This is a genomic window from Kineococcus anabasis, from assembly GCF_054590795.1.
Map to the genome: position 1 here is coordinate 102,586 of NZ_BAAIHU010000012.1, position 25,594 is coordinate 128,179.

25 protein-coding genes and 1 riboswitch are annotated in these 25,594 nt (G+C 77.1%); of the genes, 10 read left to right on the forward strand and 15 right to left on the reverse strand.

What is annotated here, in order from left to right; genetic code table 11:
* Positions 1–47 precede the first annotated feature (47 nt).
* From ACYQBY_RS19000 to ACYQBY_RS19025, 6 genes are all read right to left on the reverse strand, one after another.
* The gene (locus ACYQBY_RS19000) at positions 48–668 is read right to left on the reverse strand and encodes a nucleosidase (protein ID WP_459645458.1); all 621 of its coding nucleotides are present in this window, start codon (positions 666–668) and stop codon (positions 48–50) included.
* A 32-nt stretch (positions 669–700) separates the two neighbouring features.
* Complete coding sequence (locus ACYQBY_RS19005; protein WP_459645617.1) at positions 701–1,048, reverse strand: metallopeptidase family protein; 348 nt, start codon at positions 1,046–1,048, stop codon at positions 701–703.
* 54 nt (positions 1,049–1,102) lie between these two features.
* The gene (locus ACYQBY_RS19010) at positions 1,103–1,828 is read right to left on the reverse strand and encodes a metal-dependent hydrolase (RefSeq protein WP_459645459.1); all 726 of its coding nucleotides are present in this window, start codon (positions 1,826–1,828) and stop codon (positions 1,103–1,105) included.
* Between the two features lie 451 nt (positions 1,829–2,279).
* Positions 2,280–3,536, reverse strand: a complete 1,257-nt coding sequence (gene hisS / locus ACYQBY_RS19015) for a histidine--tRNA ligase (protein ID WP_459645460.1) — start codon at positions 3,534–3,536, stop codon at positions 2,280–2,282.
* A 196-nt stretch (positions 3,537–3,732) separates the two neighbouring features.
* Positions 3,733–3,918, reverse strand: coding sequence for a YbdD/YjiX family protein (locus ACYQBY_RS19020; protein WP_459645461.1), 186 nt, complete (start codon positions 3,916–3,918; stop codon positions 3,733–3,735).
* Complete coding sequence (locus tag ACYQBY_RS19025; protein ID WP_459645618.1) at positions 3,915–6,020, reverse strand: carbon starvation CstA family protein; 2,106 nt, start codon at positions 6,018–6,020, stop codon at positions 3,915–3,917. Before ACYQBY_RS19025 ends, ACYQBY_RS19020 begins: the two co-directional genes overlap by 4 nt.
* 378 nt (positions 6,021–6,398) lie before the next feature.
* Here ACYQBY_RS19025 and ACYQBY_RS19030 point away from each other — a divergent pair, with 378 nt between their 5' ends.
* The 3 genes from ACYQBY_RS19030 (at position 6,399) to ACYQBY_RS19040 (ending at position 10,774) form a co-directional block, all read left to right on the forward strand.
* Positions 6,399–8,693 (forward strand): SDR family oxidoreductase, encoded by a 2,295-nt coding sequence (locus ACYQBY_RS19030; RefSeq protein WP_459645462.1) that lies wholly within the window; start codon positions 6,399–6,401, stop codon positions 8,691–8,693.
* Positions 8,694–8,880: 187 nt separating this feature from the next.
* Positions 8,881–9,711 (forward strand): lysophospholipid acyltransferase family protein, encoded by an 831-nt coding sequence (locus tag ACYQBY_RS19035; RefSeq protein WP_459645463.1) that lies wholly within the window; start codon positions 8,881–8,883, stop codon positions 9,709–9,711.
* 195 nt (positions 9,712–9,906) lie between these two features.
* Positions 9,907–10,086, forward strand: a riboswitch (cyclic di-AMP (ydaO/yuaA leader).
* 1 nt (position 10,087) lies between these two features.
* On the forward strand, positions 10,088–10,774 hold the full coding sequence (locus ACYQBY_RS19040; protein WP_459645464.1) for a LysM peptidoglycan-binding domain-containing protein: 687 nt from the start codon (positions 10,088–10,090) through the stop codon (positions 10,772–10,774).
* Positions 10,775–10,873: 99 nt separating this feature from the next.
* Here the strand turns inward: ACYQBY_RS19040 and ACYQBY_RS19045 are convergent, their stop codons facing one another.
* From ACYQBY_RS19045 to ACYQBY_RS19070, 6 genes are read right to left on the reverse strand one after another with little or no spacing between them, the layout of a single operon-like run.
* Positions 10,874–11,539 (reverse strand): TrmH family RNA methyltransferase, encoded by a 666-nt coding sequence (locus tag ACYQBY_RS19045; protein WP_459645619.1) that lies wholly within the window; start codon positions 11,537–11,539, stop codon positions 10,874–10,876.
* Between the two features lie 44 nt (positions 11,540–11,583).
* Positions 11,584–12,792, reverse strand: a complete 1,209-nt coding sequence (locus ACYQBY_RS19050) for an ABC transporter permease (RefSeq protein ID WP_459645465.1) — start codon at positions 12,790–12,792, stop codon at positions 11,584–11,586.
* Positions 12,789–13,430, reverse strand: a complete 642-nt coding sequence (locus ACYQBY_RS19055; RefSeq protein WP_459645466.1) for an ABC transporter ATP-binding protein — start codon at positions 13,428–13,430, stop codon at positions 12,789–12,791. Before ACYQBY_RS19055 ends, ACYQBY_RS19050 begins: the two co-directional genes overlap by 4 nt.
* 41 nt (positions 13,431–13,471) lie before the next feature.
* Complete coding sequence (locus ACYQBY_RS19060; RefSeq protein ID WP_459645467.1) at positions 13,472–13,777, reverse strand: AzlD domain-containing protein; 306 nt, start codon at positions 13,775–13,777, stop codon at positions 13,472–13,474.
* Entirely contained in the window at positions 13,774–14,487 is a 714-nt protein-coding gene (locus ACYQBY_RS19065) for an AzlC family ABC transporter permease (protein ID WP_459645468.1), read from the reverse strand. Before ACYQBY_RS19065 ends, ACYQBY_RS19060 begins: the two co-directional genes overlap by 4 nt.
* Positions 14,488–14,545: 58 nt before the next feature.
* Positions 14,546–15,301, reverse strand: coding sequence for a ZIP family metal transporter (locus ACYQBY_RS19070; RefSeq protein WP_459645469.1), 756 nt, complete (start codon positions 15,299–15,301; stop codon positions 14,546–14,548).
* A 445-nt stretch (positions 15,302–15,746) separates the two neighbouring features.
* Here ACYQBY_RS19070 and ACYQBY_RS19075 point away from each other — a divergent pair, with 445 nt between their 5' ends.
* The 5 genes from ACYQBY_RS19075 to ACYQBY_RS19095 all read left to right on the forward strand — a co-directional run bounded on the left by ACYQBY_RS19075 (position 15,747) and on the right by ACYQBY_RS19095 (position 20,901).
* Positions 15,747–16,805, forward strand: a complete 1,059-nt coding sequence (locus tag ACYQBY_RS19075; RefSeq protein ID WP_459645470.1) for an ANTAR domain-containing protein — start codon at positions 15,747–15,749, stop codon at positions 16,803–16,805.
* A 58-nt stretch (positions 16,806–16,863) separates the two neighbouring features.
* On the forward strand, positions 16,864–18,786 hold the full coding sequence (locus tag ACYQBY_RS19080; RefSeq protein ID WP_459645471.1) for a SpoIIE family protein phosphatase: 1,923 nt from the start codon (positions 16,864–16,866) through the stop codon (positions 18,784–18,786).
* Between the two features lie 180 nt (positions 18,787–18,966).
* Positions 18,967–19,713 (forward strand): DedA family protein, encoded by a 747-nt coding sequence (locus ACYQBY_RS19085; RefSeq protein WP_459645620.1) that lies wholly within the window; start codon positions 18,967–18,969, stop codon positions 19,711–19,713.
* A 51-nt stretch (positions 19,714–19,764) separates the two neighbouring features.
* On the forward strand, positions 19,765–20,220 hold the full coding sequence (locus tag ACYQBY_RS19090) for an acyl-CoA thioesterase (RefSeq protein ID WP_459645472.1): 456 nt from the start codon (positions 19,765–19,767) through the stop codon (positions 20,218–20,220).
* A gap of 12 nt (positions 20,221–20,232) precedes the next feature.
* Entirely contained in the window at positions 20,233–20,901 is a 669-nt protein-coding gene (locus ACYQBY_RS19095; RefSeq protein WP_459645473.1) for a DedA family protein, read from the forward strand.
* Positions 20,902–20,908: 7 nt separating this feature from the next.
* Here ACYQBY_RS19095 and ACYQBY_RS19100 read toward each other — a convergent pair whose 3' ends face one another.
* The 3 genes from ACYQBY_RS19100 to yczE form a co-directional block, all read right to left on the reverse strand.
* A complete protein-coding gene (locus ACYQBY_RS19100) occupies positions 20,909–21,430 on the reverse strand; it encodes a hypothetical protein (RefSeq protein WP_459645474.1) in 522 nt (173 codons plus the stop codon).
* Between the two features lie 4 nt (positions 21,431–21,434).
* On the reverse strand, positions 21,435–22,052 hold the full coding sequence (gene pyrE, locus ACYQBY_RS19105) for an orotate phosphoribosyltransferase (RefSeq protein WP_459645475.1): 618 nt from the start codon (positions 22,050–22,052) through the stop codon (positions 21,435–21,437).
* A gap of 351 nt (positions 22,053–22,403) precedes the next feature.
* Positions 22,404–23,048: a membrane protein YczE gene (gene yczE / locus ACYQBY_RS19110; protein ID WP_459645476.1), complete on the reverse strand. Its 645-nt coding sequence runs from the start codon at positions 23,046–23,048 to the stop codon at positions 22,404–22,406.
* 82 nt (positions 23,049–23,130) lie between these two features.
* On the opposite strand from yczE, the gene yczR reads away from it, so the two are divergent.
* Positions 23,131–24,567, forward strand: coding sequence for a MocR-like transcription factor YczR (gene yczR / locus ACYQBY_RS19115; RefSeq protein ID WP_459645477.1), 1,437 nt, complete (start codon positions 23,131–23,133; stop codon positions 24,565–24,567).
* 213 nt (positions 24,568–24,780) lie between these two features.
* Positions 24,781–25,575, forward strand: coding sequence for an exodeoxyribonuclease III (locus ACYQBY_RS19120; RefSeq protein ID WP_459645478.1), 795 nt, complete (start codon positions 24,781–24,783; stop codon positions 25,573–25,575).
* Positions 25,576–25,594: the final 19 nt, after the last annotated feature.

Sequence of the window (25,594 nt, forward strand, 5' to 3'; positions counted from 1 at the left end):
CCTGCGGGTCCGGGCCCGGGCGGGCGCGGGTTCAGGCGGGTGCGGGTTCAGGCGGGTGCGTCGAGGAAGGCCTGCACGGCGGCGCCGAGCTCGCGCGCACCGCGGTCGAGGAGGCGGGCGAAGTCGGTGAGGGCGCCCTCGGCGGCGGTGTCGCTCACCCACTTCAGCGCCGCGAGCGGCACCCCGCTCTGCGCGCAGGTCTGCGCCAGCGCCGCGCACTCCATGTCCACCACGTGCGCCCGCTGCGCCAGCAGCTCCCGGCGGGCCCCGTCGGCGACGAAGGAGTCCCCCGTGGCGATCGTGCTGCCGTCCCCCCGCACCAGCGGGTAGGACTCCCGCGGCACCTCGCCGGGCAGGGCGCGCACCGCGACGCGCCCGACGTCCCACGCCCACGCCTCCGACGGCGCGAGCACCCCGCGCACGCCGTCGCGCAGCCCGCCGCAGGTGCCCACGTTGAGGACGCCCACGCCCTCCGCACCTCCGGTGGCCTCCAGCCGCGCGAGCCGGTGCGCCAGGCGGGAGGCGGCGTTCACCTTGCCGATGCCGGTGACGAGCACGTCCAGCACCGCGGGGTGCCGGGCGGGCAGGTGGACGGCCTCGGCGGCCATCGCGGCGACCAGCAGCCAGCGCACGGGCGGGTGCGCGCCCCCGCCCACCGGTGCGCTCATCGGTGTGCTCATCGGTGTGCTCATCGGTGTGCTCATCCCCAGCCCAGCTCGTGGAGCCGCTCGTCGTCGATGCCGAAGTGGTGCGCGATCTCGTGCACGACGGTGGTGAGCACCTCGTCGACGACCTCCTCGGCGTCCTCGCAGACCGCCAGCGTCGGCAGCCGGTAGATCGTGATGCGGTCGGGCAGCGCCCCGGCGGCCCACCAGGAGTCCCGCTCCGTCAGGGGCGTGCCCTCGTACAGCCCCAGCAGGTCCGGGGGCTGCTCCGGCGGCGGGGAGTCCTCCACGAGGACGACCACGTTGCTCATGGCGCGCGCCAGCTCCTCCGGCACGGCGTCGAGGGCGTCGGCGACGGCCGCCTCGAACTCCTCCCGGGACATCTCCACCACGGGCACACCCTGCCCGATCAGCCGGTGCCGCGCTCCGCGCGGCCGTCAGCCGGTCACCCGCGCCCACGCCCCCGTGTGCAGCAGCACCAGCCACACCGCCGCGACCGAGGCCAGCGGCACGACCAGGCGGTGCTCGACCGGTGAGCCCGTGCGGAAGAGGTTCAGCGACACGCGCCGGCGCCGGCCCAGCCAGCTCAGCGGCACCGGCACCCCGCCGCGGGTGAGCAGGTCGCCGAGGATGTGCACGACCACACCACCGGCCACCGCCCACGGCAGCCACGTCACCTCGCCCAGCTCGCGGGTGGTCAGCCACCACGCCAGGCCCCAGGAGAGGACCGCGTTGCCGACGACCGTGGTCTCCACCCGGCCGGGGATCACCGCGTGGCAGGCCCGCAGCGCCATCCCGAGGGCCAGGGCCAGGGCCGCGATCGCCGTCCACTGCCACAGCGCCGCCAGGGCGGTGATCCCGCCGAAGACGAGCGGGGCGAGGAGGACGTCGTGGGTGCCCTGCCGGTGCCCGCGCGCGAGGCGGGACACCGCACCGGACAGGCTCGTGGTGACCGGCCCCCACATGGTCGCCACCGTCGAGCCGGTCAGCCGCGGCAGGCCCCGGCGCCAGTCGATGCCGCCCTGGTCGAGGTCGGGCAGCAGCGCGAAACCGCCCCACGCCGCGACCCAGGCCAGCTGCTCCGCGGTGCCCGCGACGGGCGCCAGGGGCAGCAGGGCGGCGCCGGCGGCGAGACCGGTCGTGGCGTGGGAGGAGCCGAGCACCCGGCGGACGCTAGCCGGGGGCTCCGACGCGCCCTCCTCCGGGCCCGGGCGGGGAGGGAGCCACCCCGGCCCGCCCGTCCCCGGGTGTGGGCGGGGACGCGGGAGTGTCGTCGTCGCCCATCCCCGGGTGTGGGCGGGGACGCGGGAGTGCCCGCCCGCCCATCTCCGGGTGTGGGCGGGGACGCGGGAGTGCCCGCCCGCCCATCTCCGGGTACGGGCGGCCAGGAGACCACTCCGGCCCGCCCATACCCGGAGAAGGGCGACGACAGGCACCGTCGAGCCCGCCGAAACCCGGAGAAGGGCGACGACAGGCACCGTCGAGCCCGCCGAAACCCGGAGATGGGCGACGACAGGCACCGTCGAACCCGCCGAAACCCGGAGAAGGGCGGGAGGACGGGGCGGGAGGACGAGGCGGGGGGACCAGGCGGGGGGACGGGGCGCGGCCGGGGGCTCAGGCCCCGGCGAACTCCCGCAGCGGCAGCTCCTGCTCCGGGTCGTCCCCGCGCACCGAGACGTGGTGGGTCGCACCGGCGGCCCGCAGCTCGTCGAGCTGGCGGCGCACGTTCTTGGCCCGGCGCACCGCCCGCACCGTCCAGCCCTCGGCGACGAGGCGCTGCCGCAGCAGCCCGAGCGTCACCGCCCCGGCGTCCTCGTGCAGCAGGGCCAGCACCCGCGGGGTGGGCAGCAGCGCCGCCGCGTCGACGAGCTCGATGATCCGCTCGAAGCCGAGGGAGAACCCGCACGCGGGCACGTCCACGCCGCCGAGCTTGCCGATCAGCCCGTCGTAGCGCCCGCCGCCCGCGATGGAGCTGCGGGAGGCCGGGTGCGACACCTCGAAGATCGCCCCGGTGTAGTAGCCCATGCCGCGCACCAGCGTGGGGTCGAAGACGACGGCGGCGCCCGGGACGAGGCGGCGCACCGCGTCGGAGATCACCGCGATGCCCTCGGCCGCCTCGGCCGGTGCGCCCGCGGGCATGAGCGCCCCACCGGGGCCGGTGGGCGCGAAACCGGCCACGAGCGCGGCGACCGCCTCGGCCGCCGCCGGCTCCAGCCCCGCCAGGGCCCGCACCTCCGCGGCCACGCCCTCGGCGCCGACCTTGTCGTACTTGTCCACCGCGACGAGGACCCGCCCGTGCAGCGCGGCGGACACCCCGGCGGTCTCCAGCATCCCCGCGAGGATCCGCCGGTCGTTGACGCGCAGCACGCAGCCGCTCAGGCCCAGCTCGCCGAGCACGCCGAGCGTCGCGACGCACAGCTCGGCCTCGGCCAGCACCGACGCCTCCCCCAGGACGTCGATGTCGCACTGCACGAACTGGCGGAAGCGGCCCTTCTGCGGGCGCTCGGCGCGCCACACGGGCCCGATCTGCAGGCTGCGGAACGGGCTGGGCAGCTGCGCCCGGTTGCCCGCGTAGTACCGCGCCAGCGGCACGGTGAGGTCGTAGCGCAGGCCGAGGTCGCACGCGTCGGCCGGCAGCACGGGGGCGTCCTCGTCGAGGCCGCGGCGCAGGATGCGGAAGAGCATCTTCTCGTTCTCGCCGCCGGAGTCGGACTGCAGGCGGTGCAGCGCCTCCACGGCGGGGGTCTCCACCTGCTGGAACCCGGCGGCGGTGTAGGCGCGGGTGATGGTGCCCAGCACCTGCGAGCGCAGCGCCACGTCGGCGGGCAGCAGGTCCCGGAAGCCGCGCGGGGGCGTCGCCTCGACCTTCACGATCCTCCGATCTCGGGCCCGGGGCGCCCGACCGGGACCGGTCGACGGGGCCCGCCGGGACGGGTGGCGACGATACGGCACGCCCGCCCGGACCTGCCCGGCCGTTTCCCCCGCCCCGCACGCGCGTGGTCCCCGCTCCCGGGGCGGGGGCGGGGACCACGGCTGCGGCCAGCAGCAGTACGACTGCGGGTGCTGCTCAGCAGCAGCGCGACTGCGGGCGCGCCGCGGCGGCGTCGGCGCGGGTGCGCTCGAACTCCCGCCGGGACACCGGCTCGTGGCCGTGCTCGGTGCAGTGCGCGAGGTACTCGTCCCAGCGGGTCTCCCCCGCCAGGGCCCGGGCGTACCAGCGCACCCCCCGCAGGAGCCGGAGCAGCGCGCTCACCGCAGTGCCGTCTCCTGCTGCCGCGCCATCGCCTGCTTCTCCTCGGCGGTGGGGAACAGCCCGGAGGGGGCGACGATGCGGGACTCCACCGCCGGCACCTCCGTGGTGGGCAGGGAACCCGCCTTGAGCGCCCGCGCGACGACGACGGCGGCGTTGACCAGGACCACGACCACGAGCAGGGCGAAGAGCGTCTGGAGGAACCCGTTGATCGTGGAGTTGCGGATGATCTGCTCCATCTGCTCCGGCGTCTTCGCCGGGGCGAGCAGCCCCTGGGACTGCAGGGTGTCGCGGTAGAGCGAGGCCTGCGAGAAGTACCCGATCTTGGGGTTGTCGGAGAAGATCTTCTGGTAGCTGGCCGTCATCGTGACGACCAGGTCCCAGACCAGCGCGATCCCCGGCACCCAGGCCCACTTCGCCCGGCCGTGCTTGATGAGCAGCGTCGTCGCCAGCGTCAGCGCGATGGCCGCGAGGAGCTGGTTGGCGATGCCGAACAGCGGGAAGAGCTGGTTGACGCCGCCGAGGGGGTCGGTGACGCCGAGGTAGAGGAACCACCCCCACGCCCCGACGACGACGGCGCTGGCGAGGTAGGTGCCCGGGCGCCAGGACAGGTCGCCGAACCGCTTCCACACGTTGCCGACGGTGTCCTGGAGCATGAAGCGGCCCACGCGGGTGCCGGCGTCGACGGCGGTGAGGATGAACAGCGCCTCGAACATGATCGCGAAGTGGTACCAGAACGCCATCAGCGTGCCGCCGAAGGCGCTGGAGAAGATCTGCGCGATGCCGAGCGCCAGGGTCGGCGCCCCGCCGGTGCGGGAGATGATCTGCTCCTCCACGGCCGCGGAGGTGCTGGCCAGGGTCTCCGGTGTCGTGCTGATGCCGATGCCGGCGAGGAACTGCGCCGTGGACTCCGGGGTGCCACCCGTGGCGCCGGCCGGGGAGTTCATCGCGAAGTACACGCCCTGGTCGATGACCGAGGCGGCGATGAGCGCGCTGATGGCGACGAAGGACTCCATGAGCATGCCGCCGTACCCGATGAGCCGGACCTGGCTCTCCTTCTGGATCATCTTCGGCGTGGTGCCGGAGGCGATCAGCGCGTGGAAACCGGAGAGGGCACCGCACGCGATGGTGATGAAGACGAACGGGAAGAGGGAGCCCGCGAACACCGGCCCCGTCCCCGACAGGGCGAAGGGGCTCACCGCGTCGTTGGCCAGCAGCGGCCGCGCCACGAGCAGGCTGACGGCCAGCAGGACGATGACGCCGATCTTCATGAACGTCGAGAGGTAGTCGCGCGGGGTCAGCAGCAGCCACACCGGCAGCACCGAGGCGACGAAGCCGTAGACGACGAGCGCCACGACGAGCGCCTCCTTGGACAGGGTCAGGCTCTCCGCCAGGCCCAGCTGCTCCACGTACCCGCCGCCGACGATCGCCAGCAGCAGCAGCACCACGCCGATCGCCGTGGCCTCCAGGACCCGGCCCGGCCGCAGCACCCGCAGGTACAGGCCCATGAACAGGGCGATCGGGATGGTCAGCGCGATGGAGAAGACACCCCAGGGGGACTCGGCGAGGGCGTTGACGACGATGAGCGCCAGCACCGCCAGGATGATGATCATGATGGCGAAGACGGCGACGAGGGCCGCGGCGCCGCCCACCGGGCCGATCTCCTCGCGCACCATCTGCCCGAGGCTCTTCCCGTCGCGGCGCAGGGAGAAGAACATCACCGTCATGTCCTGCACAGCACCGGCGAAGATGACGCCGACGACGATCCAGATCGTGCCGGGCAGGTAGCCCATCTGCGCGGCCAGCACCGGCCCGACCAGCGGCCCGGCGCCCGCGATGGCCGCGAAGTGGTGGCCGAACAGCACCCGGCGGTCGGTCACCTCGTAGTCGAGGCCGTTCTCCAGCCGCTCGGCCGGGGTGGCGCGCCGGTCGTCGACCTGCAGGACGCGGGTGGCGATGAACCGCGCGTAGAACCGGTACGCGATCGCGTAGGACGCCAGCGCCGCGAACAGGATCCACAGCGCCGACACCCGCTCCCCGCGCGAGAGGGCGAGCACGGTCCAGGCGGTGGCGCCCAGCAGGGACACCGCCGTCCACAGCGCGATGCCCCCCGCCGTCGGCCGCCGCCTCGACGGGGCGCCGGCGGGGCCGGACCCGCCGGGCGTGTGGGAGCCGCCCCCGGGTGGGGTCGGGGTGCCGCCCCCGGGTGGGTTGGTGGTCGTGGACACAGCCGCCTCCTCGTGCGGTCCGCGCCGCCCGGCGGTGCCGGCCCGTGGCCCCGTGCGCCCACGACCCTGTGAGCGCGCGGCGCCGCCGCACCCGCCGTGGCGACGGGGGCGCCGCTGCCTGGCCGCCCCGCGCGAATCCTGGCCTCCCGCGTCCCCCCGTGTCACGCGGACAGGCCGCGCGGCACCACCCGGACGGGTCCGGGCGGCGCCGCGGGCGGACGGCCCCGTCCCGGTGACGTGGTTGGATTCCTCCTCGTGAGACTGGCTGACGAGCTCGACGGCAAGCGCCTCTTCCTGACGGGTGTCACCGGATTCGTGGGCGAGGCCCTGCTGCAGCGCCTGCTCGTGGACCTGCCCGGGACCCGGGTCGTCGCCCTCGTCCGCCCCAAGCCGGGCCAGTCCGGCGAGGACCGCATGCGCAAGCTGCTGCGCAAGCCCATCTTCGCGGGCCTCGACGCCGACCGGGTCCTCGCCGAGCGGCTGGAGGTCTTCGAGGCCGACCTCGACGACGTCCCCGCCCTGCCCGGCGACCTCGACGTGGTGATCCACTGCGCCGGGGACGTCTCCTTCGACCCGGTGATCCAGGAGGCGTTCAGCACGAACGTCCTGGGCACCGAGCGCCTCGTGCAGCGCGTGCTGGAGGCCGACGGGCGCACCGCCTCGCAGATCCACTACGTGCACATCTCCACCGCCTACGTCGGCGGCCGCCGACGCGGCTCGGTGCCCGAGCGCGCCGTGGACCACACCGTCGACCGGTCCGTGGAGACCGCCGCCGCCGAGCGGGTCGCCGCGCGCATCGAGGACCTCTCCCGCACCCAGGAGCACCTGACGCGGTTCCTGCGGGAGGCCGAGCGCGAGCACGGGCACGCCGGGCCGCTGACCGCCGCCGCCGACGCCGAGCGCCGCCGCTGCGAGTGGGTGGTGGAGCAGCAGAAGGCCGCCGGCCGCGAGCGCGCCCGCACCCTGGGCTGGACGGACGTCTACACGTTCACCAAGGCCATGGGCGAGCGGGTCGTCGAGCAGCTCTCCGCGCCGGTCGTCCCCACGAGCATCGTGCGGCCCAGCATCATCGAGTCGGCGCTGAAGCACCCGCACCCGGGGTGGATCGAGGGCTTCAAGATGGCCGAGCCGATCATCCTGGCCTACGGCCGCGGCGAGCTGCCGGAGTTCCCCGCCGCGCCGGACTCGGTGATGGACGTCGTGCCCATCGACCACGTCGTCAACGCGATCCTCAAGGTGGCCGCCACGCCGCCGGCGCTGGGTGCGCCCGCGTACTACCACGTCAGCTCCGGCGCCCGGAACCCCGTGACGCTGCGCACGCTGTACGAGCACATCCGCGCCTACTTCGGCCGGCACCCGTTCGACCGGGCTCCCGCCGAGCTGCCGGTGTGGGCCTTCCCCGGCGCCGACAAGGTGGAGAAGCAGCTCGTGCGCGGCGAGCTGGCCCTGCGGCTGGCCGACCGCGCCCTGGGCGTGGCCCCGCGCAGCCGCCGGGCCCGCGAGACCGCCGGCAAGCTCGACAAGCAGCGCCGCCAGCTGGAGTTCCTGCGCCGCTACATGGAGCTGTACCAGGTCTACACGCAGGCCGAGCTGCGCTTCGCGGACGACAACACCCTCGCCCTGCACCGCTCCCTGGACCCGGCGGACGTGGACGCGTGGGGCTTCGACACCGCGGTGATCGACTGGCGGGAGTACGTGGAGGACATCCACTGCCCCTCCGTCACGGCGCAGATGCGCAAGTACGACGAGATCCGCCGCCGCCGCAAGGAGGGCGAGGCCGCCTCGGGGCTGCGCCCCCTCAGGCCGGTGGCGGAGGGGGACGCGCCCGTGCTGGCGGTGTTCGACCTCGCCGGCACCCTGAAGCCGGGCACCGTCGTGGACACGTACCTGCAGCTGCGCCTGTCCCAGCTCGACGCCGGCGCGCGGGTGCGGGAGTTCGCGCGGATCAGCGGCCGCCTGCCGGGGTGGATCGGCGCCGAGCGCCGCGACCGCGGCAGCTTCCTGCGCTCGCTGTTCCGCGGCTACGCCGGCGTGGACCTCGACGAGCTCGAGGCGTACGTGGACGACGTGGTGGGCCCGCAGCTCCTCGCGCAGATCAGCTCCGACGCGCTGCGCCGCATCTCGGCCCACCGCGAGGCGGGGCACCGCACGATCCTCATGACCGGCGACGTGCGGCCCATCACCCGGCCGCTGACGGGCCTGTTCGACGAGGTGGTGTGCACGGAGCTGGAGGAGCGGCTGGACGGCGAGGGGCGCCGGCGCGCGACGGGCTTCCTGACCTCCCCGCCGCTGGTGGGCGAGTCGCGGGCGGCGTGGCTGCGCCGGTACGCCGAGACGCAGGGCGCGGACCTGGCCGCCGGCCACGCCTACGCGGACTCCCACTCCGACCTGCCGCTGCTTCGCACGGTGGGCTCCCCGGCGGCGGTGTCCCCGGACGTGCCGCTGTTCCGGGCGGCGCGGGCGGCCCGCTGGCCGGTGGTGGACTGGACGACGGACGCCTCCAGCAGCCGGCTGCGCCTGCCGCAGCGCATCCTGGCGGGCCGCGACTGACCCCGCGACCGGTCCCGCGGCGGCCCGGTCGCCGCCCGCGCGGCGGCGACCGGCCCCGCCGGGGGTTCCGTGATTGGATGCGCGGCGTGCCCCGTGCCACCCCACGCGCCGCGGACGCGGCCGAGACACACACCGCCGCTGCGGGAACACCGGCCGCCGCGACGGCCCAGGGCGAGGAGGCCCGCCGATGACCATGCTGATGTCGACGCCCGGTCCCTCCCGCCTGCTGGCCCTCGTGCAGCGCCTGCGGGGCGGGTCGCCGGGTGCGGGCGGGTCCGCGGGCCCCGGCGGCCCGGGGGGTGAGCGGCGCCCGAAGCGGGTGCACTCCAACGACTGGGTGCGCACCCGGCCGGCGACCGCGGTGCGCACCGGGCTGCAGCGGGGGCTGCTGTTCCCGGTGCTGCGTGCGGAGGTGGCCACCGACGTGTTCGGCGCGGACGTCTTCGACCGCATCGAGGGCCCCGTCGTGATCGTCGCCAACCACTCCTCGCACCTGGACACCGCGGTGCTGCTGCGGGCGCTGCCGGGCAGGCGCCGCCGGCGCACGGCGGCCGCGGCCGCGGCCGACTACTTCTTCGACGTGTGGTGGCGCGCCACGGCCTCGGGCCTGGTCATCGGCACCTTCCCGCTGGAGCGCCGGGGCGGTGTCTCCAGCACCCCGGCGGACCTGCTGGCGCAGGGCTGGAACCTCATCTGGTTCCCCGAGGGGGGCCGCTCCTACGACGGCAGGCTGCGGGAGTTCAAGAAGGGCGCCGCGTACGTCGCCCTGGAGAACGACGTGCCCGTCGTGCCGGTGGCGCTGCGGGGCACGTACGAGGCGATGCCGCCCAGGCGCAACTGGCCGGCACCGGGCCGCCCCCGCGTGACGGTGCGCTTCGGCGAGCCGCTGCGGGGCGTGCCGGGCGAGAAGGCCTCGTCGTTCACCCCGCGCATCCAGGACGCCGTGGTGAAGCTGCTGGCGGAGTCGGAGGCGGCCGACGGGCCCGTCGGGCCGCGCGGGGCCGCGCGGGGCCGCTGAGCGGCCGCACGGCGCACCGGGAGCGGACCGGTCGGGGCGCGCGGGGGTCGGTCCCCACACGCGCCCCGTCCGTCACACCGCTTGTCAACTGTGCGCAGTCGTGGTGTGACAAACGTCTCCGATGTGTACGGATCCTTGCGAACTTGTTACCTTCGCCCTGCCCCGTCGACGACGGGGCACGGTCGCGGACACGCCGAGTCCTGCCCGCCGCGACCGGCACAGGAGTCGAGAACGGGCAGGAGCGGGGGACCCACAGGTTCCTCGGACACACCGCTTGCGGTGCGTCCTCGGGGTGAAGCCGCCTCCCGGCGGCCGGGTCAACAACCTTCGACCCGAACCCGACAGCTGACCTCGCAGGCGTTGGAGGTCATCCGTCATGTCTGCGTTCCCGCGCGCCCGCACCCCCAAGCACACCCCCCGCCACCGCGCCGAGTCCGCGCCGGTCACCGCCGCCCTCGCCCGCCGCGGCGCCCTCACCCTGGCCGCCGGCGCCGCCGGGGCCACCATGATCGTCTCCTCGGCCGGCAGCGCCAGCGCCGCGGCGGAGTCCGAGTGGGACCGCCTCGCCCGCTGCGAGTCCGGCGGCAACTGGCACATCAACACCGGCAACGGCTACTACGGCGGCCTGCAGTTCAGCCGCGGCACCTGGAACGCCTTCGGCGGCGGGCAGTTCGCCCCCCGCGCCGACCGCGCCACCCGCGAGCAGCAGATCGTCGTCGCCGAGCGCACCCTGGCCCGCCAGGGCTGGCGTGCGTGGCCCTCGTGCTCCCGCAAGCTGGGCCTGCGCGGTGCGGCCGACCCGGTCGGCGCCGAGGCCCGCCTCCTGGGCCGCCCGGCCCCCGCCCCGGCGCCGGCCCCCGCTCCCGCGGCGGCCCCCGCCCCGGCGCCCGCACACCTCGCCGGCGCCCGCACCCACACCGTCGCCCCCGGCGAGACCCTGTACCGCATCGCCACCCGCAACGGCGTGCGCGGCGGCTGGCGTGCGGTGTACGACGCCAACCGCGACGTCATCGGCGCCAACCCCGGCGCCATCCGCGTCGGCCAGGTCCTGCGCCTGCCCTGAGCCCCACCCACCCCGCGGGAACGGGGACGTCCTGGGCGCGACACCCCGGTGTCGCGCGGCAGGACGTCCCCGCGCCGGGCGGGGCGGCGCCGGGGAGTGCTACGGCACCTGGCCGAAGACGTGCCGGCGGACCCAGGCGTGCATCGCCACCGCCGCCGCCGCGCCCACGTTGATCGAGCGGGTGGAGCCGAACTGGCCGATGGCCAGCACCGCGGCGCACTCCGCCAGCGCCTCGGCCGACAGCCCCGGCCCCTCCTGACCGAACAGCAGGAGCGCGTCCCGGGGCAGGTCGAACGTCTCCAGGGGTACCGACCCGGGCACGTTGTCGATCCCCACCAGGGTCAGGCCTGCACCGCGCGCCCACGCGGCCAGCTCCCCCACGTCCGCGTGGTGCCGCACGTGCAGGTAGCGGTCGGTGACCATCGCGCCGCGCCGGTTCCAGCGGCGGCGGCCCACCACGTGCACCCCCGCGGCGTTCACCGCGTTCGCGGTCCGCACGACCGAGCCGATGTTCGCGTCGTGCTGCCAGTTCTCCACCGCCACGTGCAGGGCGTTCCGCGTCCGGTCCAGCTCGGCGACGATCGCCTCGTTGGACCAGTACCGGAAGCGGTCCTCGACGTTCCGGCGGTCGCCCGTTGCGAGCAACTCGGGGTCGAAACGGGCATCGCCGGGCCACGCGGCCGGCCCGCCCGGCCACGGCCCGACCCCCACCACGCGCTCCGCGCCGGGGTCGGGCCCGCCGGGCGGGCCGGACCGGGAGGGCACGGCGTCCAGCCCGTCCTGCTCGCTCACCCCGTGCGGCTCCCCGCTCACTCTGGCCGCGCCCACGCCGCGCGCAGCCCCAGGGCCCGGCCCGTGCGCAGCAGCGAGTTCTCGTAGAGCCGCCGCGCCACCACCACCAGCACCCACGCCGTGAGCGCGACCAGCGCCAGCGCCGCGAACGGCTCCCACGCCGCCGCGTCGCCCGACAGGACCCGCCGCGGCATCACCAGCGGCGACGACAGCGGCACGTAGGACAGGACGGTCTGCACCGGACCAGGATCCTGCACGAGCACCGCCGCGCAGAACGGCACCAGCACGAGGAGCTGCACCGGCGTCGCCGTCGACGTCAGGTCCTCCAGCCGGCTGGCCATCGCCCCCGCCGCCGCCCACAGGCACGACAGCATCGCGAAGCCCACCGCGAAGAACACCAGGAACCACAGCGCCGCCACCGGCAGCGCCGGCAGGTCCCGCAGCGCCCCCGAGCCGCCCAGCGCGACCCCCGCCAGCCCCGCCGCCACCAGCAGCGCCAGCTGCCCCAGCGCCAGCAGCCCGTTGCCCACGATCTTCCCGACGAGCAGCAGGCGCACCGGCACCGCCGTCACGAGCAGCTCCACGACCCGCGTCTGCTTCTCCTGCACGACGCTCTGCGCGATGGCGAAGCCGAAGCCGAAGACCAGCACCACCTGGGAGAACAGGACCGCGGAGGCCAGGCCCAGCAGCAGCACCGTGGCCGGGTCCACCGCCCCCGGCGCCAGCAGCCGCTGCGCCGGCGCCGGGGTCGCCAGCAACCGCGCGGCCCGCTCCCGGGGCACCCCGGCCTCCGCGAGACCCGCCAGCACCTGCGCCTCCCGCGCCCGCTCCGCGACGGCGGCCACGAGCCCCGGCGGCAGCGCCCCGTCCCCCACCAGCTCCACCCGCCCGGCGGCACCTGGCAGCAGCGCCGCGTCCACCGAGCCGGCGCGCACCAGGGCCTCGGCCCCGGCCACGTCCCGCACGCGGCGCACCGCGACCACCGCGCCGCCCGCGCCGTCCCCGCCCCCCGCCAGCAGGGGCGCCGTGCCCGCGACCGCCGCCACCTCGTACCGCTGCACGCCACCGGCCAGCAGCTGCGGCACCAGCACCGCGCCCAGCACGATCGCCAGCATCAGCAGCGTGGAGACCACGAACCCCCGGTCGCGCACCCGCACCGCCACCTCCCGGCGCGCCACCAGCCACCACAGCCCCCGCACCCCCCGCACCCCCCGGGCGGCGCTCACCCCGCCACCTCCGCGAACAGCTCCCCCAGGGTCGGCAGGAGCGGCGCGAAGGCCCGCACCGGCCCCCGGCGCAGCGCCCCGGCCAGCACGTCCTGCGCGACGTGCGGCGCCGCGGGCTCGAACACCGCCCGGCCCCCGGACACCTCCACCACCCGCACCCCCGGCACCCGCGCGAGCCACCCGAGGTCCCCGTCCACCTCCAGGACGTGCCGCGCGGCCCCACCGGCCCGGCGCAGCACCCCCGGCTCCCCAGCCGCCACGACCCGGCCCGCGCGCAGCACCACCAGCTCGTCGCACAGCCGCTCCACCAGGTCCAGCTGGTGCCTGGAGAACAGCACGCCCACCCCGGCGGCGGCGCGCTCGCGCAGCAGCTCCGCCACGGCCTGCACCGCCAGGGGGTCCAGGCCGCTGAACGGCTCGTCCAGCACCAGCAGCTCCGGGTCGTGCACCAGCGCGGCGGCGATCTGCACCCGCTGCTGGTTCCCCAGGGACAGCGACTCCAGGGGCTCGCGGGCGCGCTGCGCCAGCCCCAGGCGCTCCAGCAGCTCCGCGGTGCGCCGCCGCGGCACCGTCAGGCTCACGCCGTCCAGGGCCGTGCGCGCCCCGAAGCGCCGGTGCACCGCCTCCACGACCAGCATGTCCCGACCCTAGGGACGGCCGGGTGCGCCCGTCCTGCCGCTCAGCCCCAGCCCAGCGCCCGGCACCCCGCCGCCACCGCCGCGCCCACCAGCACCACCACGACGAACGGCGCGCGCAGCGCCAGCGCCACCGCCGCCCCCACCAGCGCCGCCAGCCGCGCGTCGAGGACCAGCCCGCCGGCGCCGCCCACGGTCTGCACCGCGACCAGCGCCGCGAGCAGGCCCACGGTCACGAGGTCCACCACGTCCGCGACGCGCTCGTCGGCCAGCACCGACGCCGGCACCAGCCAGCCCGCCAGCTTCAGCGCCGCGCACACCGCGCACGCCAGGAGCAGCCAGCCCGTCACCGCGGCACCCCGCGCCGCCGCGGCCCCCGCCGGGTGCGCCCGGTGAGCAGCGCCGCGGCGGCGGCCACCACGGCGGCGGCCAGCACCGGGACCCCGGGCGCGGCGGCCGGCACCAGCAGCACCGCCACCAGCGCGGCCAGCGCCCCCACGGCCCGCGCCCTGCGCCGCCGCAGCCGCGGCCACAGCAGCGCGAGGAACGCCGCGGCCGCCGCGCCGTCCAGCCCCCAGCGGCCCGGGTCGCCCAGGGCGTCCCCGAGCAGCGCACCGGCCAGGGTGAGGGCGTTCCAGCACACGAACACGGACAGCCCCGCCGCCCAGAAACCGCGGCGCCGCTCGTCCTCGTCGTCCTGGGCGGTGGCCACGGCCGCCGACTCGTCGATCGTCAGGTGCGCGGCCGGCAGCCGCCACCACCCGCGCGGGCGGACCAGGGGGCTGAGGCGCAGGCCGTAGAACCCGTTGCGCACGCCGAGCAGCGCGGCGCCGGCCGTCGCGGCGGCACCGGAGCCGCCGGCCGCCACCACGCCGACGAAGGCGAACTGGGAGCCGCCGGTGAACATGAGCAGGCTGAGGGCGCAGGTCTCGGCCACGGACAGGCCCGCCGCGACGGAGAGCGCGCCGAAGGAGATGCCGTACAGGCCGGTGGCGACGCCCACGGCGACGCCCTGCCGCACCGCGCCCGCGGGGCGCCGGGAGGGGTCCTGCCGTGGCACGGCCCGATGCTCGCACGGACCGCCGGGAGCGCTCCGCCGGGCTGCTCCCGCGGGCCGCTCAGCCCCCGGCGTGACCGAGGGCGAAGGCGGTGAGGAAACCCAGCGCGGTGATCAGCCCGGTCGCCAGGTGGGTGCGCTCGAACGCCTCGGGGATCATCGTGTCCGCGATCATGGTGAGGATGGCGCCGGCCGCGACGGCGGTGATGACCGCGACCGTGCGGGGCGAAGCGCCGCCCAGGGCGAGGTACCCGACGCCCGCCGCGACGGCGCTGGCCAGCGTGATGCCTCCCCAGACCCCGAACACGTACCCGGCGCCGCGGCCCGCCCGCTTCATGCCCGCGGCGCTGGAGAGCCCCTCCGGCACGTTGGAGATGAACACCGCCGCGACGACCGCCGTGCTCACCCCGCCCCCGCCCAGCAGGCTGGCGCCGAGCACCACGGACTCGGGCACGCCGTCGAGCAGGGCCCCCACCGCGATCGCGGCGCCGCTGCCGGACGCCTCCTCCTCCGACGGCTGCTGCCCGCCGGAGCGCTTGCGGTGCCGCGCCCCGGACCGGGCGAGGGCGACGTTGGCGAGGACGTAGGCGACGGCGCCGCCGAGGAACCCGGCGACGGTGGCGCCGAGGCCGCCGCTCTCCGCGGCCTCGGCGGTCAGGTCGAAGGCCAGCGCGGAGACGAGCACGCCCGCGCCGAAGGCCATGATCCCCGCGACGACGCGGGGCGGGACGGTCACCGCCCACGCGAGGGCGGCACCGACGAGCAGCGCGGAGCCGCCCAGCAGGCCCCAGCCGGCGGCCTCGATCCACCCGGGCACGTCCGCCTCCTCCCCGTGCCGCGCAACGCGGCCGCGGCCCGGGCGCTCCGGGCACGGGGGCGACCATGCCGCGGCGGGCGGCCGCCCGCACGCCGGGGTACCGCGGTGACGTGGCGGTGGCCGGGAGGCGGCCGGACGCGGTCCGGGGGCGGGCTCCGGACGGCCTGTGCCGACCCGGTCGCGGGGCGATCCATGGACGTTGCCCCTCGGTCCGGCGTGCCGGCGGAACGCGCTTCCACCCCGGGGCGGCGCGTCGGCACCATGGTCTAGAGTCGTCTGGCGCCTGACCCACCCGATGGACGCCCCGAGGTGGACACGGGTCAGCCAGGCGGCAGCGCCGGGCGTTGAGCAGCCAGCCCCCACCCCCTCCACCTCCGAGCCGTTCCGTCGGCCCGCCGCGGGAGGGGTCGCCTCCCTGGACCGGGGGGTTCGAGGGGAGGCACAGGTGGGGGCCGAGGTGTCCGTGCCGATCGGGCGGTACCGCTACGACCGCTCGGCGGGGCAGTGGTGGTGGTCCGAGGGCATGTACGAGCTGTTCGGTTTCGCGCCCGGCGAGGTGGTGCCGACGGCGGCCCTCGTGACCCACCACCAGCACCCCGAGGACCGCACGCGCTTCCAGTCGCTGTTCGACGGGCACCTGCGCGACGGCCGGCCCTTCGCGTGCCTGAACCGCCTCGTCGACGCGGGCGGGCAGGAGCGCTGGGTGACCTGGCTCGGCGAGGACCCCGACCAGCTCGACGGCGAGCGCGACCAGCCCGACGGCGAGCGCGACGGGGCCGGCGACGTGGTGCGCGGCTGGGTGGTCGACGTGACGAGCCAGCAGCAGCGCGCCGTGGCCGACCAGGCCAACTGGCACGTCACCCGCGCACTGGCCTCCCGCGAGATCATCGACCAGGCCAAGGGTGTGCTCATGGTCGTCTACCGCACCAGCGGCGACGACGCCTTCAGCCTCCTGCGGTGGGCCTCCCAGCGCGGCAACGTCAAGCTCACGACCCTCGCCGAGCAGCTCCTCGACGCCGTCCGGGACGGCCTCGACCTCGGTCCCACCGCCCGCGCCCGCGTCGACGACGTCATCTCCGGGATGCTCACGGGCCGGCAGGACCAGGACCAGAACGGCGGCCGGAACGGGAGCCGGGCGGACACCGACGGGGACGGCAGCCCGCAGGACCGGCGCGAGAGGCTCCGCACGCTGCTGTCCACGGAGGGCCGCATCCCCGTGCTGCGCGTCTCCGGGGAGGTCGACCTGTCGACGGCCCCGGAGTTCTCCGCCGCCCTGAACCACCTCGTCGCCGCCGGCCGCGCCCCGGCGCCGGTGGTGGTGGACCTGCGGGAGGCCACCCACCTAGGGTCGGTGGGGATCGCCATGCTCGCGGTCGCCAACCGGCGGTGCGAGGCGGCGGCCACCCCGCTGCGCATCGTCGCGCCGAGCGCCCCGGGACCCGGCCTGACCACCGCACACGGCCTGACGCTCTTCCCGAGCCTGCCCCGCGCCCTCAGCGGCTGACGGCCCGGTCACTGCCGGTGCGGCGGCCGCCGTGCCGGGCGACCAGCGGAGGTGGCACGTGCCCGACGGCGGGAGCGGCGGCGACGACCCCGGGGCCGTCGCGCGCGCCTTCGAGGAGGCCCCCGGGCCGTGGTGGGTGTTCGAGGGACCGGAGCACCGCGTCGTCGCGGTGAACGCCGCCGCCCGGGCCCTGTCCTCCCGCCCCGGCGTCCTCGGCCGCACCGCGGAGGAGGTCTGGCCCGGGCTGCGCGGCCGGCACCTGTCCGGCCTGCTCGACGACGTCTACCGCACCGGCTCCCCGTCCTCCGCCGACGCCTGGGGCCCGCAGGGCGACGTCGACGGGGACGGGGAGCCGGAGGAGCCGTTCCCCGGCTGGACCCTCACCCGCTGGCACGACGCCTCGGGGGCCGCCCGGGGGGTCGTGCTGCACGGGGACGACGTGACCGGCGAGGCCCCCGCGCGGCGGCGGGCGCTGGGCGCGGCGGCGGAGGCCGGGCGCCTGTACCGGCGGGCGCTGGACGTCGTGGCGGAGCTGCAGGAGGCGCTGCTGCCGCGCTCGCTGCCGGTGCTGCCCTGCGCGGACCTCGCCGCGCACTACCGGGTGGCGGCGGCCGAGCACGCCGCCGGCGGCGACTGGTACGACGCCCTGGTCCGGAGCTCCGGCGGGCTCGCGCTGGTCGTCGGCGACGTGGTCGGCAGCGGGGTGGCGGCGGCCGCCGTCATGAGCCAGCTGCGCGCGGTGCTCGCGGAACGGCTGCACGCCGGCGCGGGTCTCGGGCAGGCCCTGGCCGACCTGGAGGCGGCGGCAGGACGGATCCCCGGGGCGGTCGGCACCACCGTGTGCGTGGCGGTGCTGGACCCGCCGACGGGCGACGTGGAGTACAGCACGCGCGGGCACCCGCCGCCGCTGGTGACCGGCCCCGACGGCAGCCGCCACCTCGCGGCGACCGGGGGCGGCCCGCTCGGCTCGGGCGTGGCGGGTGGCACGGGGACGGCGCGGCTGCGCACCGGGGAGGTCCTCGTGCTGTTCAGCGACGGCCTGGTGGAGCGGCCCGGGCGCCCGTACGAGGAGGGCCTGGCGGCGCTCGCGCGGGTCGCCGCGGACGCCACCGCCGACCGCGCCCTGCCCCGGGGGACCCCGCCGTCGGCGGCGCGGGTGTGCGCGCACTCGGTGGAGCTGCTGGGGCGCCGCGGCGGCGACGACGACGTGACGGTCCTGGCCGCGCAGCTGCGCGACCCGGTGGCCCCGCTGCGCCTGGACCTGCCCGCGCTCGCGGAGTCGCTGTCCGTGGCGCGCCGACGGGTGCGGGGGTGGCTGGCGGGGCTGGGCGTGGTGGAGGAGGACGTCCTGGCGCTGGAGCTGGGGGTGAGCGAGGCGCTGGCGAACTCGGTGGCCCACGCCTACCGCGGGAGCCCGGCGGGGAGGGTGCGGGCCACGCTGGAGCTGTGCCCGGACGGCACGGCGGCGGTGCGGGTGGAGGACGACGGGACGTGGGCGCCGCCGGGGGCGGTGCCGGGCGACTCCGGCCGCGGGCTCAGCATGATCTCGGCGGTGGGCTCCGGTCTGGTGCTGGAGCGGGCCGGTGCCGGCACGTGCGTGTCGTTCCGGCGCACGGTGCGCAGGCCGGTGGGCTCGGGCAGCCGCGGCGGCAGGCCCGGGGCGGAACCGGCCGGGGACGCCCTGCGGCTGGAACTGCTGGCGGCGACCCCGCCGGTGCTGCGGGTGCGGGGCGCGGTCGACGCCGGCGGCGCGGACCTGCTGGAGGCGGAGGTGCTGCGGGTGGCGCGCGGCGGCGCGGCGGAGGCGGTGGTGGACCTGGGCGGGGTGACGCACCTGGCGAGCGCGGGGGTGCGGGCCCTGCTGGAGGTGCTGCGGCGCACGTCGGGGACGGGCCGGGCGCCGCGGCTGGTGGCGCCGGACGGCTCCGCGGCGGCGTTCGTGCTGGACCTGGCGGCGCTGCCGCGGGACCCGTCGGGCTGAGGCGGGCGCCCCGCCCGGAGCCCGGGGCGTCGCCGCCGCGCCCTCCGCCGTTCCGGGGATCTCCGCACGAACCGCACAGGACCTGTCGGGCGCGCCGCTTACCCTGGGTGGGTGCCCCTCCTCTCCGGCCTGCCCGTCGCCGACCTGGCGTCCTCCGTGGTCGCCGCCGCACCGGCCGCGATGCCGGCGCTCCTGCCCGACGCGCTGAACCCGGACTCGCTGCTGCGGCAGTTCGGTGACCACGCCTTCTGGGCCGCCGTCCTCATCGTCTTCGCCGAGTGCGGCCTGCTCATCGGCTTCTTCCTGCCCGGTGACTCGCTGCTGTTCACGGTGGGCATGTTCATCGAGAGCGGGTACATCACCCTGCCCCTGTGGGTGGCGTGCGTGGTGCTGACCCTGTCGGCGTTCCTCGGCAACGTCGTCGGCTACGAGATCGGTCACCGGGCCGGGCCGGCGGTGTTCGAGCGGCCCAACTCGCGCTTCTTCAAGAAGCACCACGTGGAGAAGACGTCGGCCTTCTTCGAGAAGTACGGGGCCCGCGCGATCGTGCTGGCCCGCTTCGTGCCGATCGTCCGCACCTTCATCACGGTCACCGCGGGCGCCGCGCGCATGCCGCGCCGGGTGTACTTCGTGTGGAGCGCCGTGGGCGCGGTGCTGTGGGCGACGGGTGTGACGATCCTGGGCTACCTGCTCGGCGGGATCCCGTTCGTGAAGGAGAACATCGAGGCGGGGCTGCTGCTCATCGTGGCCGTCTCCGTCCTCCCCGTCGTGGTCGAGGTCCTCAAGGCCCACCTGCGCAACCGGGCCGCGGGCAGGACCGCGCAGCACACCTCGGTGGCGGACGTCGTCGCGGACGTCGTCCCGGACGTGCGCGACGAGGTGCGCGGCGGCAGGGCCGGCGAGCACGAGGACGTCACGCGCCCCTGACGAGCGGGACCACCACGACGGGCCGCGGACCCCACCGGGCAGGATGGGGCCGTGGCCCGTCGGCGTCTGCTCATCCACCTGCGCTGGGGCGACATGGACGCCTACCGGCACGTCAACAACGTGGAGCTGCTGCGCGTGCTGGAGGAGGCGCGCGTGCGCGTGTTCAGCCAGCCGCTGGGCTCCGGCGGTGAGGGCATGCTCGCCACCGGCATGGTGGTGGCCCGGCACGAGGTGGAGTACCTCGCGACCCTGGACTACCGCCCGGAGCCGGTCGCGGTGGACCTGTGGGTGCACGCGGTCGGCGGCGCGAGCTTCGAGGTGGGCTACGAGGTCCGCGAGCCGGGCACCGGGCCGGTGTACCTGCGGGCCAGCACCGCGCTGGTGTCCTACGACTTCGCCGCGGCGCGGCCCCGCCGGCTGGACGCGGCGCAGCGGGAGCAGCTGGAGGCGCTGCGGGACGAGCCCCCCGCGCTGCGCCGGGGCGCGCGGCGACCGGCGGACGGCTGAGGGGCCCGGCCCGTGTCGGACTGGCTGACCGGCGTGCTGTCCGGGGACCTCGCCGGGGTGGGCGCGCTGGCGTTCTACGCGGTGGTCTTCGGGATCATCTTCGCCGAGTCGGGCATCCTGCTGGGCTTCTTCCTGCCCGGGGACACGGTGCTGTTCACGGCGGGGCTGCTGGCCGGTGAGGACGGCAGCCCGCTGTCGGCGCCCGTGCTGGTGGTCGGGGTGACGGTGGCGGCGGTGCTCGGCGACGCGGTGGGCTACTGGAGCGGGCGGCGCCTGGGGAGGCCCTGGCTGCTGCGGCGCGCGGGCAGGGCGGCGCGGCACCTGCCGAAGGCGGAGGCGTTCTACGAGCGCTGGGGCTGGGGTGCCGTCGTGGCGTGCCGCTTCTTCCCGTGGATCCGCACGTTCACGCCGATCGTGGCGGGCACGGCGCGCATGCCGTACGGGCGCTTCCTCAGCGCGAACGTGGTGGGGGCGCTGCTGTGGGCGACGGGGTTGACGCTGACGGGGTACGCCACGCACTCGGTGCCGTGGCTGAAGACGCTGGCGTACGTGGTGGCCGCCGTGGCGATCCTCGCCTCCCTCGTCGGGCCGGTGGCGGCCCTGGTGCGGCGCGGCGTCGCACGCAGGGCCGCGCGCCGGGCCCGTGCGGCCGCCGGGGACGGCGCGGGCCCGACGGGCTGAGGGGCTCTCAGTCGCGCGGCGCGTCGGCGCGGGTGGCACCCCCGGCGCGCGGCTCGGCGGCACGGGGCTCGGCGGCACGGGTGGCACCCCCGGCCTGCGGCTCGGCGGCACGCTGCTCCGCGGCGCGCGGCTCGGCGGCACGGGGCTCGGCGGGTGCCACGACCGCGGGCGCGGCCACGTCCGGCTCGGGCAGCGGGTGCAGCCCGGCGACGGAGGCCACCAGGGAGGCGGGCGCCTTGCCGAGTCGGGCGTTGTAGGCGCGGACCCCGGCGACGTGGAAGGCGACGTCCCCGTCGAGGCGGCGCTGGGAGTCCACCAGCGCCCGGCGCGCCCCCGTGTCGTCGGGGGCCGCGGCGGTGGCGGCCTGCAGCTCGTCGCGGCGGGTGCGCTGCCGCTCGACCTGCGCGGCGGCGCCGGTGGCGAGCTCGCGCATCCGCTGCAGCGCGGAGCGGGTGGTCAGCCCCCAGGCGAGGAGGAGCAGCAGCAGGAGCAGGACGACGATCAGGACGACGGTGCCGGTGGTGTCCACGGTCTCAGGCCCCCAGCCCGATGTCGGCCGGCCCGAACGCGGCGCGGTACTCGAGCCCGGCGGCCTCCACGCGCTCGCGCGCGCCGGTGTCCCGGTCGACGATCACCGCGACACCGACGACGGTCGCGCCCGCCTCCCGCAGCGCCTCCACGGCGGTGAGGACGGAGCCGCCGGTGGTGGAGGTGTCCTCCACGGCGAGCACGCGGCGCCCGGCGACGTCCGGGCCCTCGATGCGCCGCTGCAGGCCGTGGGTCTTCTCGGCCTTGCGGACCACGAAGGCGTCCAGGGGCCGCCCCCCGTGCGCCGCGGCCCAGCCCGCGGCGTTCGCGGTGTGCAGCATGGCCAGGGCGACGGGGTCGGCGCCCAGGGTGAGCCCGCCGACCGCGTCGAACTCCCAGTCCGCGACGAGGTCGAGCATGACCGGCCCGACGAGGGGGGCGGCCTCGCCGTCGAGGCTGGTGCGGCGCAGGTCGACGTAGTGGTCGGCCTCCTTGCCGGAGGCGAGGGTGACCCGGCCGCGCACGACGGCGCGCTCGGCGACGAGGGCGGCGAGGCGCTCGCGCGCGGTGCCGGCGTCGGTGGTGGAGGGGGAGGCGCTGGGCTGTGCGGGAGAGGCGCTCACGGTGCCGAAGCGTAGTTGCCGCGGGAGCGCCGGCCGGGCACCCGCTCACCGGACCGCCGCGGCGCTCCCCCGGCGGGCCCCGCCCCTCCTCCCCGCCCATCTCCGGGTCCGGGCGCTCCCGGGCCCCCCGCTCCCCGCCCATCTCCGGGTCCGGGCGCTCCCGGGCACCCCGCTCCCCGCCCATCTCCGGGTCCGGGCGCTCCCGGGCCCCCCGCTCCCCGCCCATCTCCGGGTCCGGGCGCTCCCGGGCACCCTCCTCCCCGCCCATCTCCAGGTCCGGGCGCGGATCCGACCTGTCCGCGCGCCCGGACCCGGAGATGGGCGGTCAGGACGGCGGCGCCGGCCGGGCGGTCACGCCGCCAGCGGCTCGGGCCCGGCCGGGCGGGGCCGCGGCGCCAGGCGCAGGGCGGGGATCGTGCGGTGCGTCAGCGGCCCCATCGCGAGGGCGAAGAGCACCGTGCCGGCGCCGACCGTGCCGCCGAGGAACCAGCCCAGCGCGAGGACGGTGACCTCCACGAGGGTGCGGACGGTGCGCAGGGAGTGCCCGCGCGCGGCGATGCCGGTGGAGAGCCCGTCGCGCGGGCCGGGCCCGAGCCCGGCGCCGATGTAGGCGCCGGTGGCCACGGCGTTGAGCAGGATGCCGCCGAGGAGGAACGCGCCGCGCCCGGCGGTGCCGCCGGGGGCGGGCACCAGGGCCAGGGTGGCGTTGATCGCGAGGCCCACCACGACGACGTTGGCCAGCGTCCCGACGCCGGGCCGCTGGCGGATGGGGATCCACGCCAGCAGCACGAGGGCACCGACGACGATCGCCCAGGTGCCGACCTGCAGCCCCACGCTCCGGCTGAGGCCCTGGTGCAGCACGGTCCACGGCGGCGCCCCCAGGCCGGCGAGCAGGAGCATCGCGTCGCTGGCCCCGAAGAGGACCAGGCCGGCGAGCAGGACGCCCGTCCGCAGCGGCAGGCGGTCGCCGGGCAGGGGCAGCAGGACGCGGTTCATGCTCCGACCGTGCCAGCATTGGCCTGGTCAGGACAGAGCCAATCCTCACCGATTGGCCTGGCGGCACGCTCCGGGAGGAACCGTGGACACCCTCGCCCCCGCACAGGCCGCGCGGATGCTGCACCCCTGGCTGCGGCGCGGCCCGGCCTACGCGGGCCTGGCGGCGGGCCTGCGCGCGCTGCTGCTCGACGGCCGCATCCCCTCCGGCGCCCGGCTGCCCTCCGAGCGCGACCTGGCGTCCGCCCTGGGCACGAGCCGCACCACGGTCACCGCCGGCTACGACGTGCTGCGCGAGCAGGGGTTCGTGCGCAGCCGGCGCGGAGCGGGCAGCACGCTCGCGCTGCCGGACTCGCGGGCGGTGCGGCCGGTGGTGCCGGGCTCTGCGCCGGATCCGGGCGGCACCGCGCCGGACGGGGCGCCGGTGCTGGACCTGGCGGTGGCCGCGCTGCCCGCGCCCTCGGTGCTGGCCGAGCTGGCCCACGAGGCGGCCGACGCCCTGCCGTCCGCCATGGCCGGGCACGGGCTGCACCCGATGGGCCTGCCCGACCTGCGCGAGGCGGTGGCCGCGCGGCTCAGCGCGCGGGGCCTGCCCACGGGCCCGGAGCAGGTGCTGGTCACCTCCGGCGCACTGCACGGCTGGGACCTGGTGCTGCGGGCGCTGGCGCGGCCGGGGGCGCGGGTGCTGGTGGAGCAGCCGAGCTACCCGTCGGTGGTGGACGCGGCCCTGGCGCGGGCCGCGCGTCCCGTGGCGCTGCCCGTGGGCGCGGAGGGGTGGTCGCTGCCGGCACCCGGCCCAGCACCGGTGCTGGCGCACGTGACCCCGGACTCGCAGAACCCGACGGGGCTGGTGGCCTCGGTGGAGCAGCGGCGCGAGCTGCTGGCGGCGCTGCCAGGGACGACGCTGGTCTCGGACGAGACGTTCGTGGACCTGCTCGACGGGGACCCCCCGCCGCCGCTGGCCGCCCTCGCGGCGCCGGGCCGGGTGCTGACCGTGGGCTCGCTGAGCAAGTCGGTGTGGGCGGGGCTGCGGGCGGGCTGGGTGCGGGCACCGGAGGACGTGGTGCGGCGGCTGGCCACGGTGCGCGGCGGCCAGGACCTGGCCTCCCCGGTGCTGGACCAGCTCCTGGCGGTGGCGGTGCTGGCGCGCGCGGACGAGCTGGTGGCGCAGCGGCGTGCGGTGCTGCGCGGGCGGCGGGCGGCGGCGCTGGCGGCGCTGGCGGAGCACGCCCCGGACTGGCGGGTGACGCCGCCGGCGGGGGGCCTGGTGCTGTGGGTGGACCTGGGCGCGCCGCTGAGCACGGCGCTGGCGGAGCTGGCGGCGCGGCACGGGGTGCGGCTGGCGCCGGGGCCGCGGTTCGGGCTGGGCGGCACGCACGACCGGTTCCTGCGGCTGCCGTGCACGCCGGCGGAGGAGGAGTACCCGGCGCTCGTGCGGCGGCTGCACGGCTGGGTGGAGGAGCTGCGCTCGGGGACGCGGCACGGGGCCGGGCGGCGGCGGCCGGCGACCTGGACGGCCTGAGCGCGCCCGACGGCCGCCGTCGCGCCCGCCCACCCTGCCNTCGCACCCCCGCCCTTCTCCGGGTCTCGGCGCCAAGAAACCGGTTGCTCGTCGCCCGGACCCGGAGAAGGGCGGGAGGGGGGCGACCGTCCACGCGCCCGGACCCGGAGCAGGGCGGGAGCGGCGCGGGCGCTCCGGGAGGCGCTGTCGCAGCACGCGGGTAGCCTCACCGCCGTGCGCCTGGCCACCTGGAACGTCAACTCCGCCCGCGCCCGCGTCGACCGCATCGCCGCCTGGGTGGAGCGCAGCGACGTGGACGTCGTGGCCCTGCAGGAGACCAAGTGCAAGGACGCGCAGTTCCCGGCGCAGGTGTTCGAGGACCTGGGCTACGAGGTCGCCCACCACGGCCTGTCGCAGTGGAACGGCGTGGCGCTGCTGTCGCGGGTGGGCCTGGAGGACGTGCAGCGGACGTTCGCCGAGGACTGCCCGCCGTTCGGGGACCCGCCGGTGGTGGAGGCCCGGGCCGTCGGCGCCCTGTGCGGCGGGGTGCGGGTGTGGAGCCTGTACGTCCCCAACGGCCGCGGCCTGGACGACCCGCACTACCCGTACAAGCTGGCGTGGCTGGAGTCGCTGCGCGCCGGCGGGGAGCGGTGGCTGGCGCAGGACGCGGCGGCGCAGGTGGCGCTGTGCGGGGACTTCAACATCGCCCCGCTGGACGAGGACGTGTGGGACGTGGCGGTCTTCGAGGGCGCCACGCACGTCTCGGAGCCGGAGCGGGCGGCGTTCCGGGCCCTGGAGGAGACGGGCTTCCGCGACGTGGTGCGCCCGCACACACCCGGGCCGGGCGTCTACACGTACTGGGACTACCAGCAGCTGCGCTTCCCGAAGCGCCAGGGCATGCGCATCGACTTCGTCCTGGGCTCGCCGGCGCTGGCGGCCCGGGTGAGCGGGGCCCGGATCGACCGGGAGGAGCGCAAGGGCAAGGGCGCCTCGGACCACGCCCCGGTCGTGGTGGAGCTGTCCGCCTGAGCACCCGGCCGGGCCTGCC

Excerpts from the sequence above, each read along its gene's own strand:
- ACYQBY_RS19000 (WP_459645458.1), bottom strand. The coding sequence starts at position 668 with ATGAGCGCACCGGTGGGCGGGGGCGCGCACCCGCCCGTGCGCTGGCTG.
- ACYQBY_RS19005 (WP_459645617.1), bottom strand. The coding sequence starts at position 1,048 with ATGTCCCGGGAGGAGTTCGAGGCGGCCGTCGCCGACGCCCTCGACGCC.
- ACYQBY_RS19035 (WP_459645463.1), top strand. The coding sequence starts at position 8,881 with ATGACCATGCTGATGTCGACGCCCGGTCCCTCCCGCCTGCTGGCCCTC.
- ACYQBY_RS19040 (WP_459645464.1), top strand. The coding sequence starts at position 10,088 with ATGTCTGCGTTCCCGCGCGCCCGCACCCCCAAGCACACCCCCCGCCAC.
- ACYQBY_RS19055 (WP_459645466.1), bottom strand. The coding sequence starts at position 13,430 with ATGCTGGTCGTGGAGGCGGTGCACCGGCGCTTCGGGGCGCGCACGGCC.
- ACYQBY_RS19085 (WP_459645620.1), top strand. The coding sequence starts at position 18,967 with ATGCCGGCGCTCCTGCCCGACGCGCTGAACCCGGACTCGCTGCTGCGG.
- yczE (WP_459645476.1), bottom strand. The coding sequence starts at position 23,048 with ATGAACCGCGTCCTGCTGCCCCTGCCCGGCGACCGCCTGCCGCTGCGG.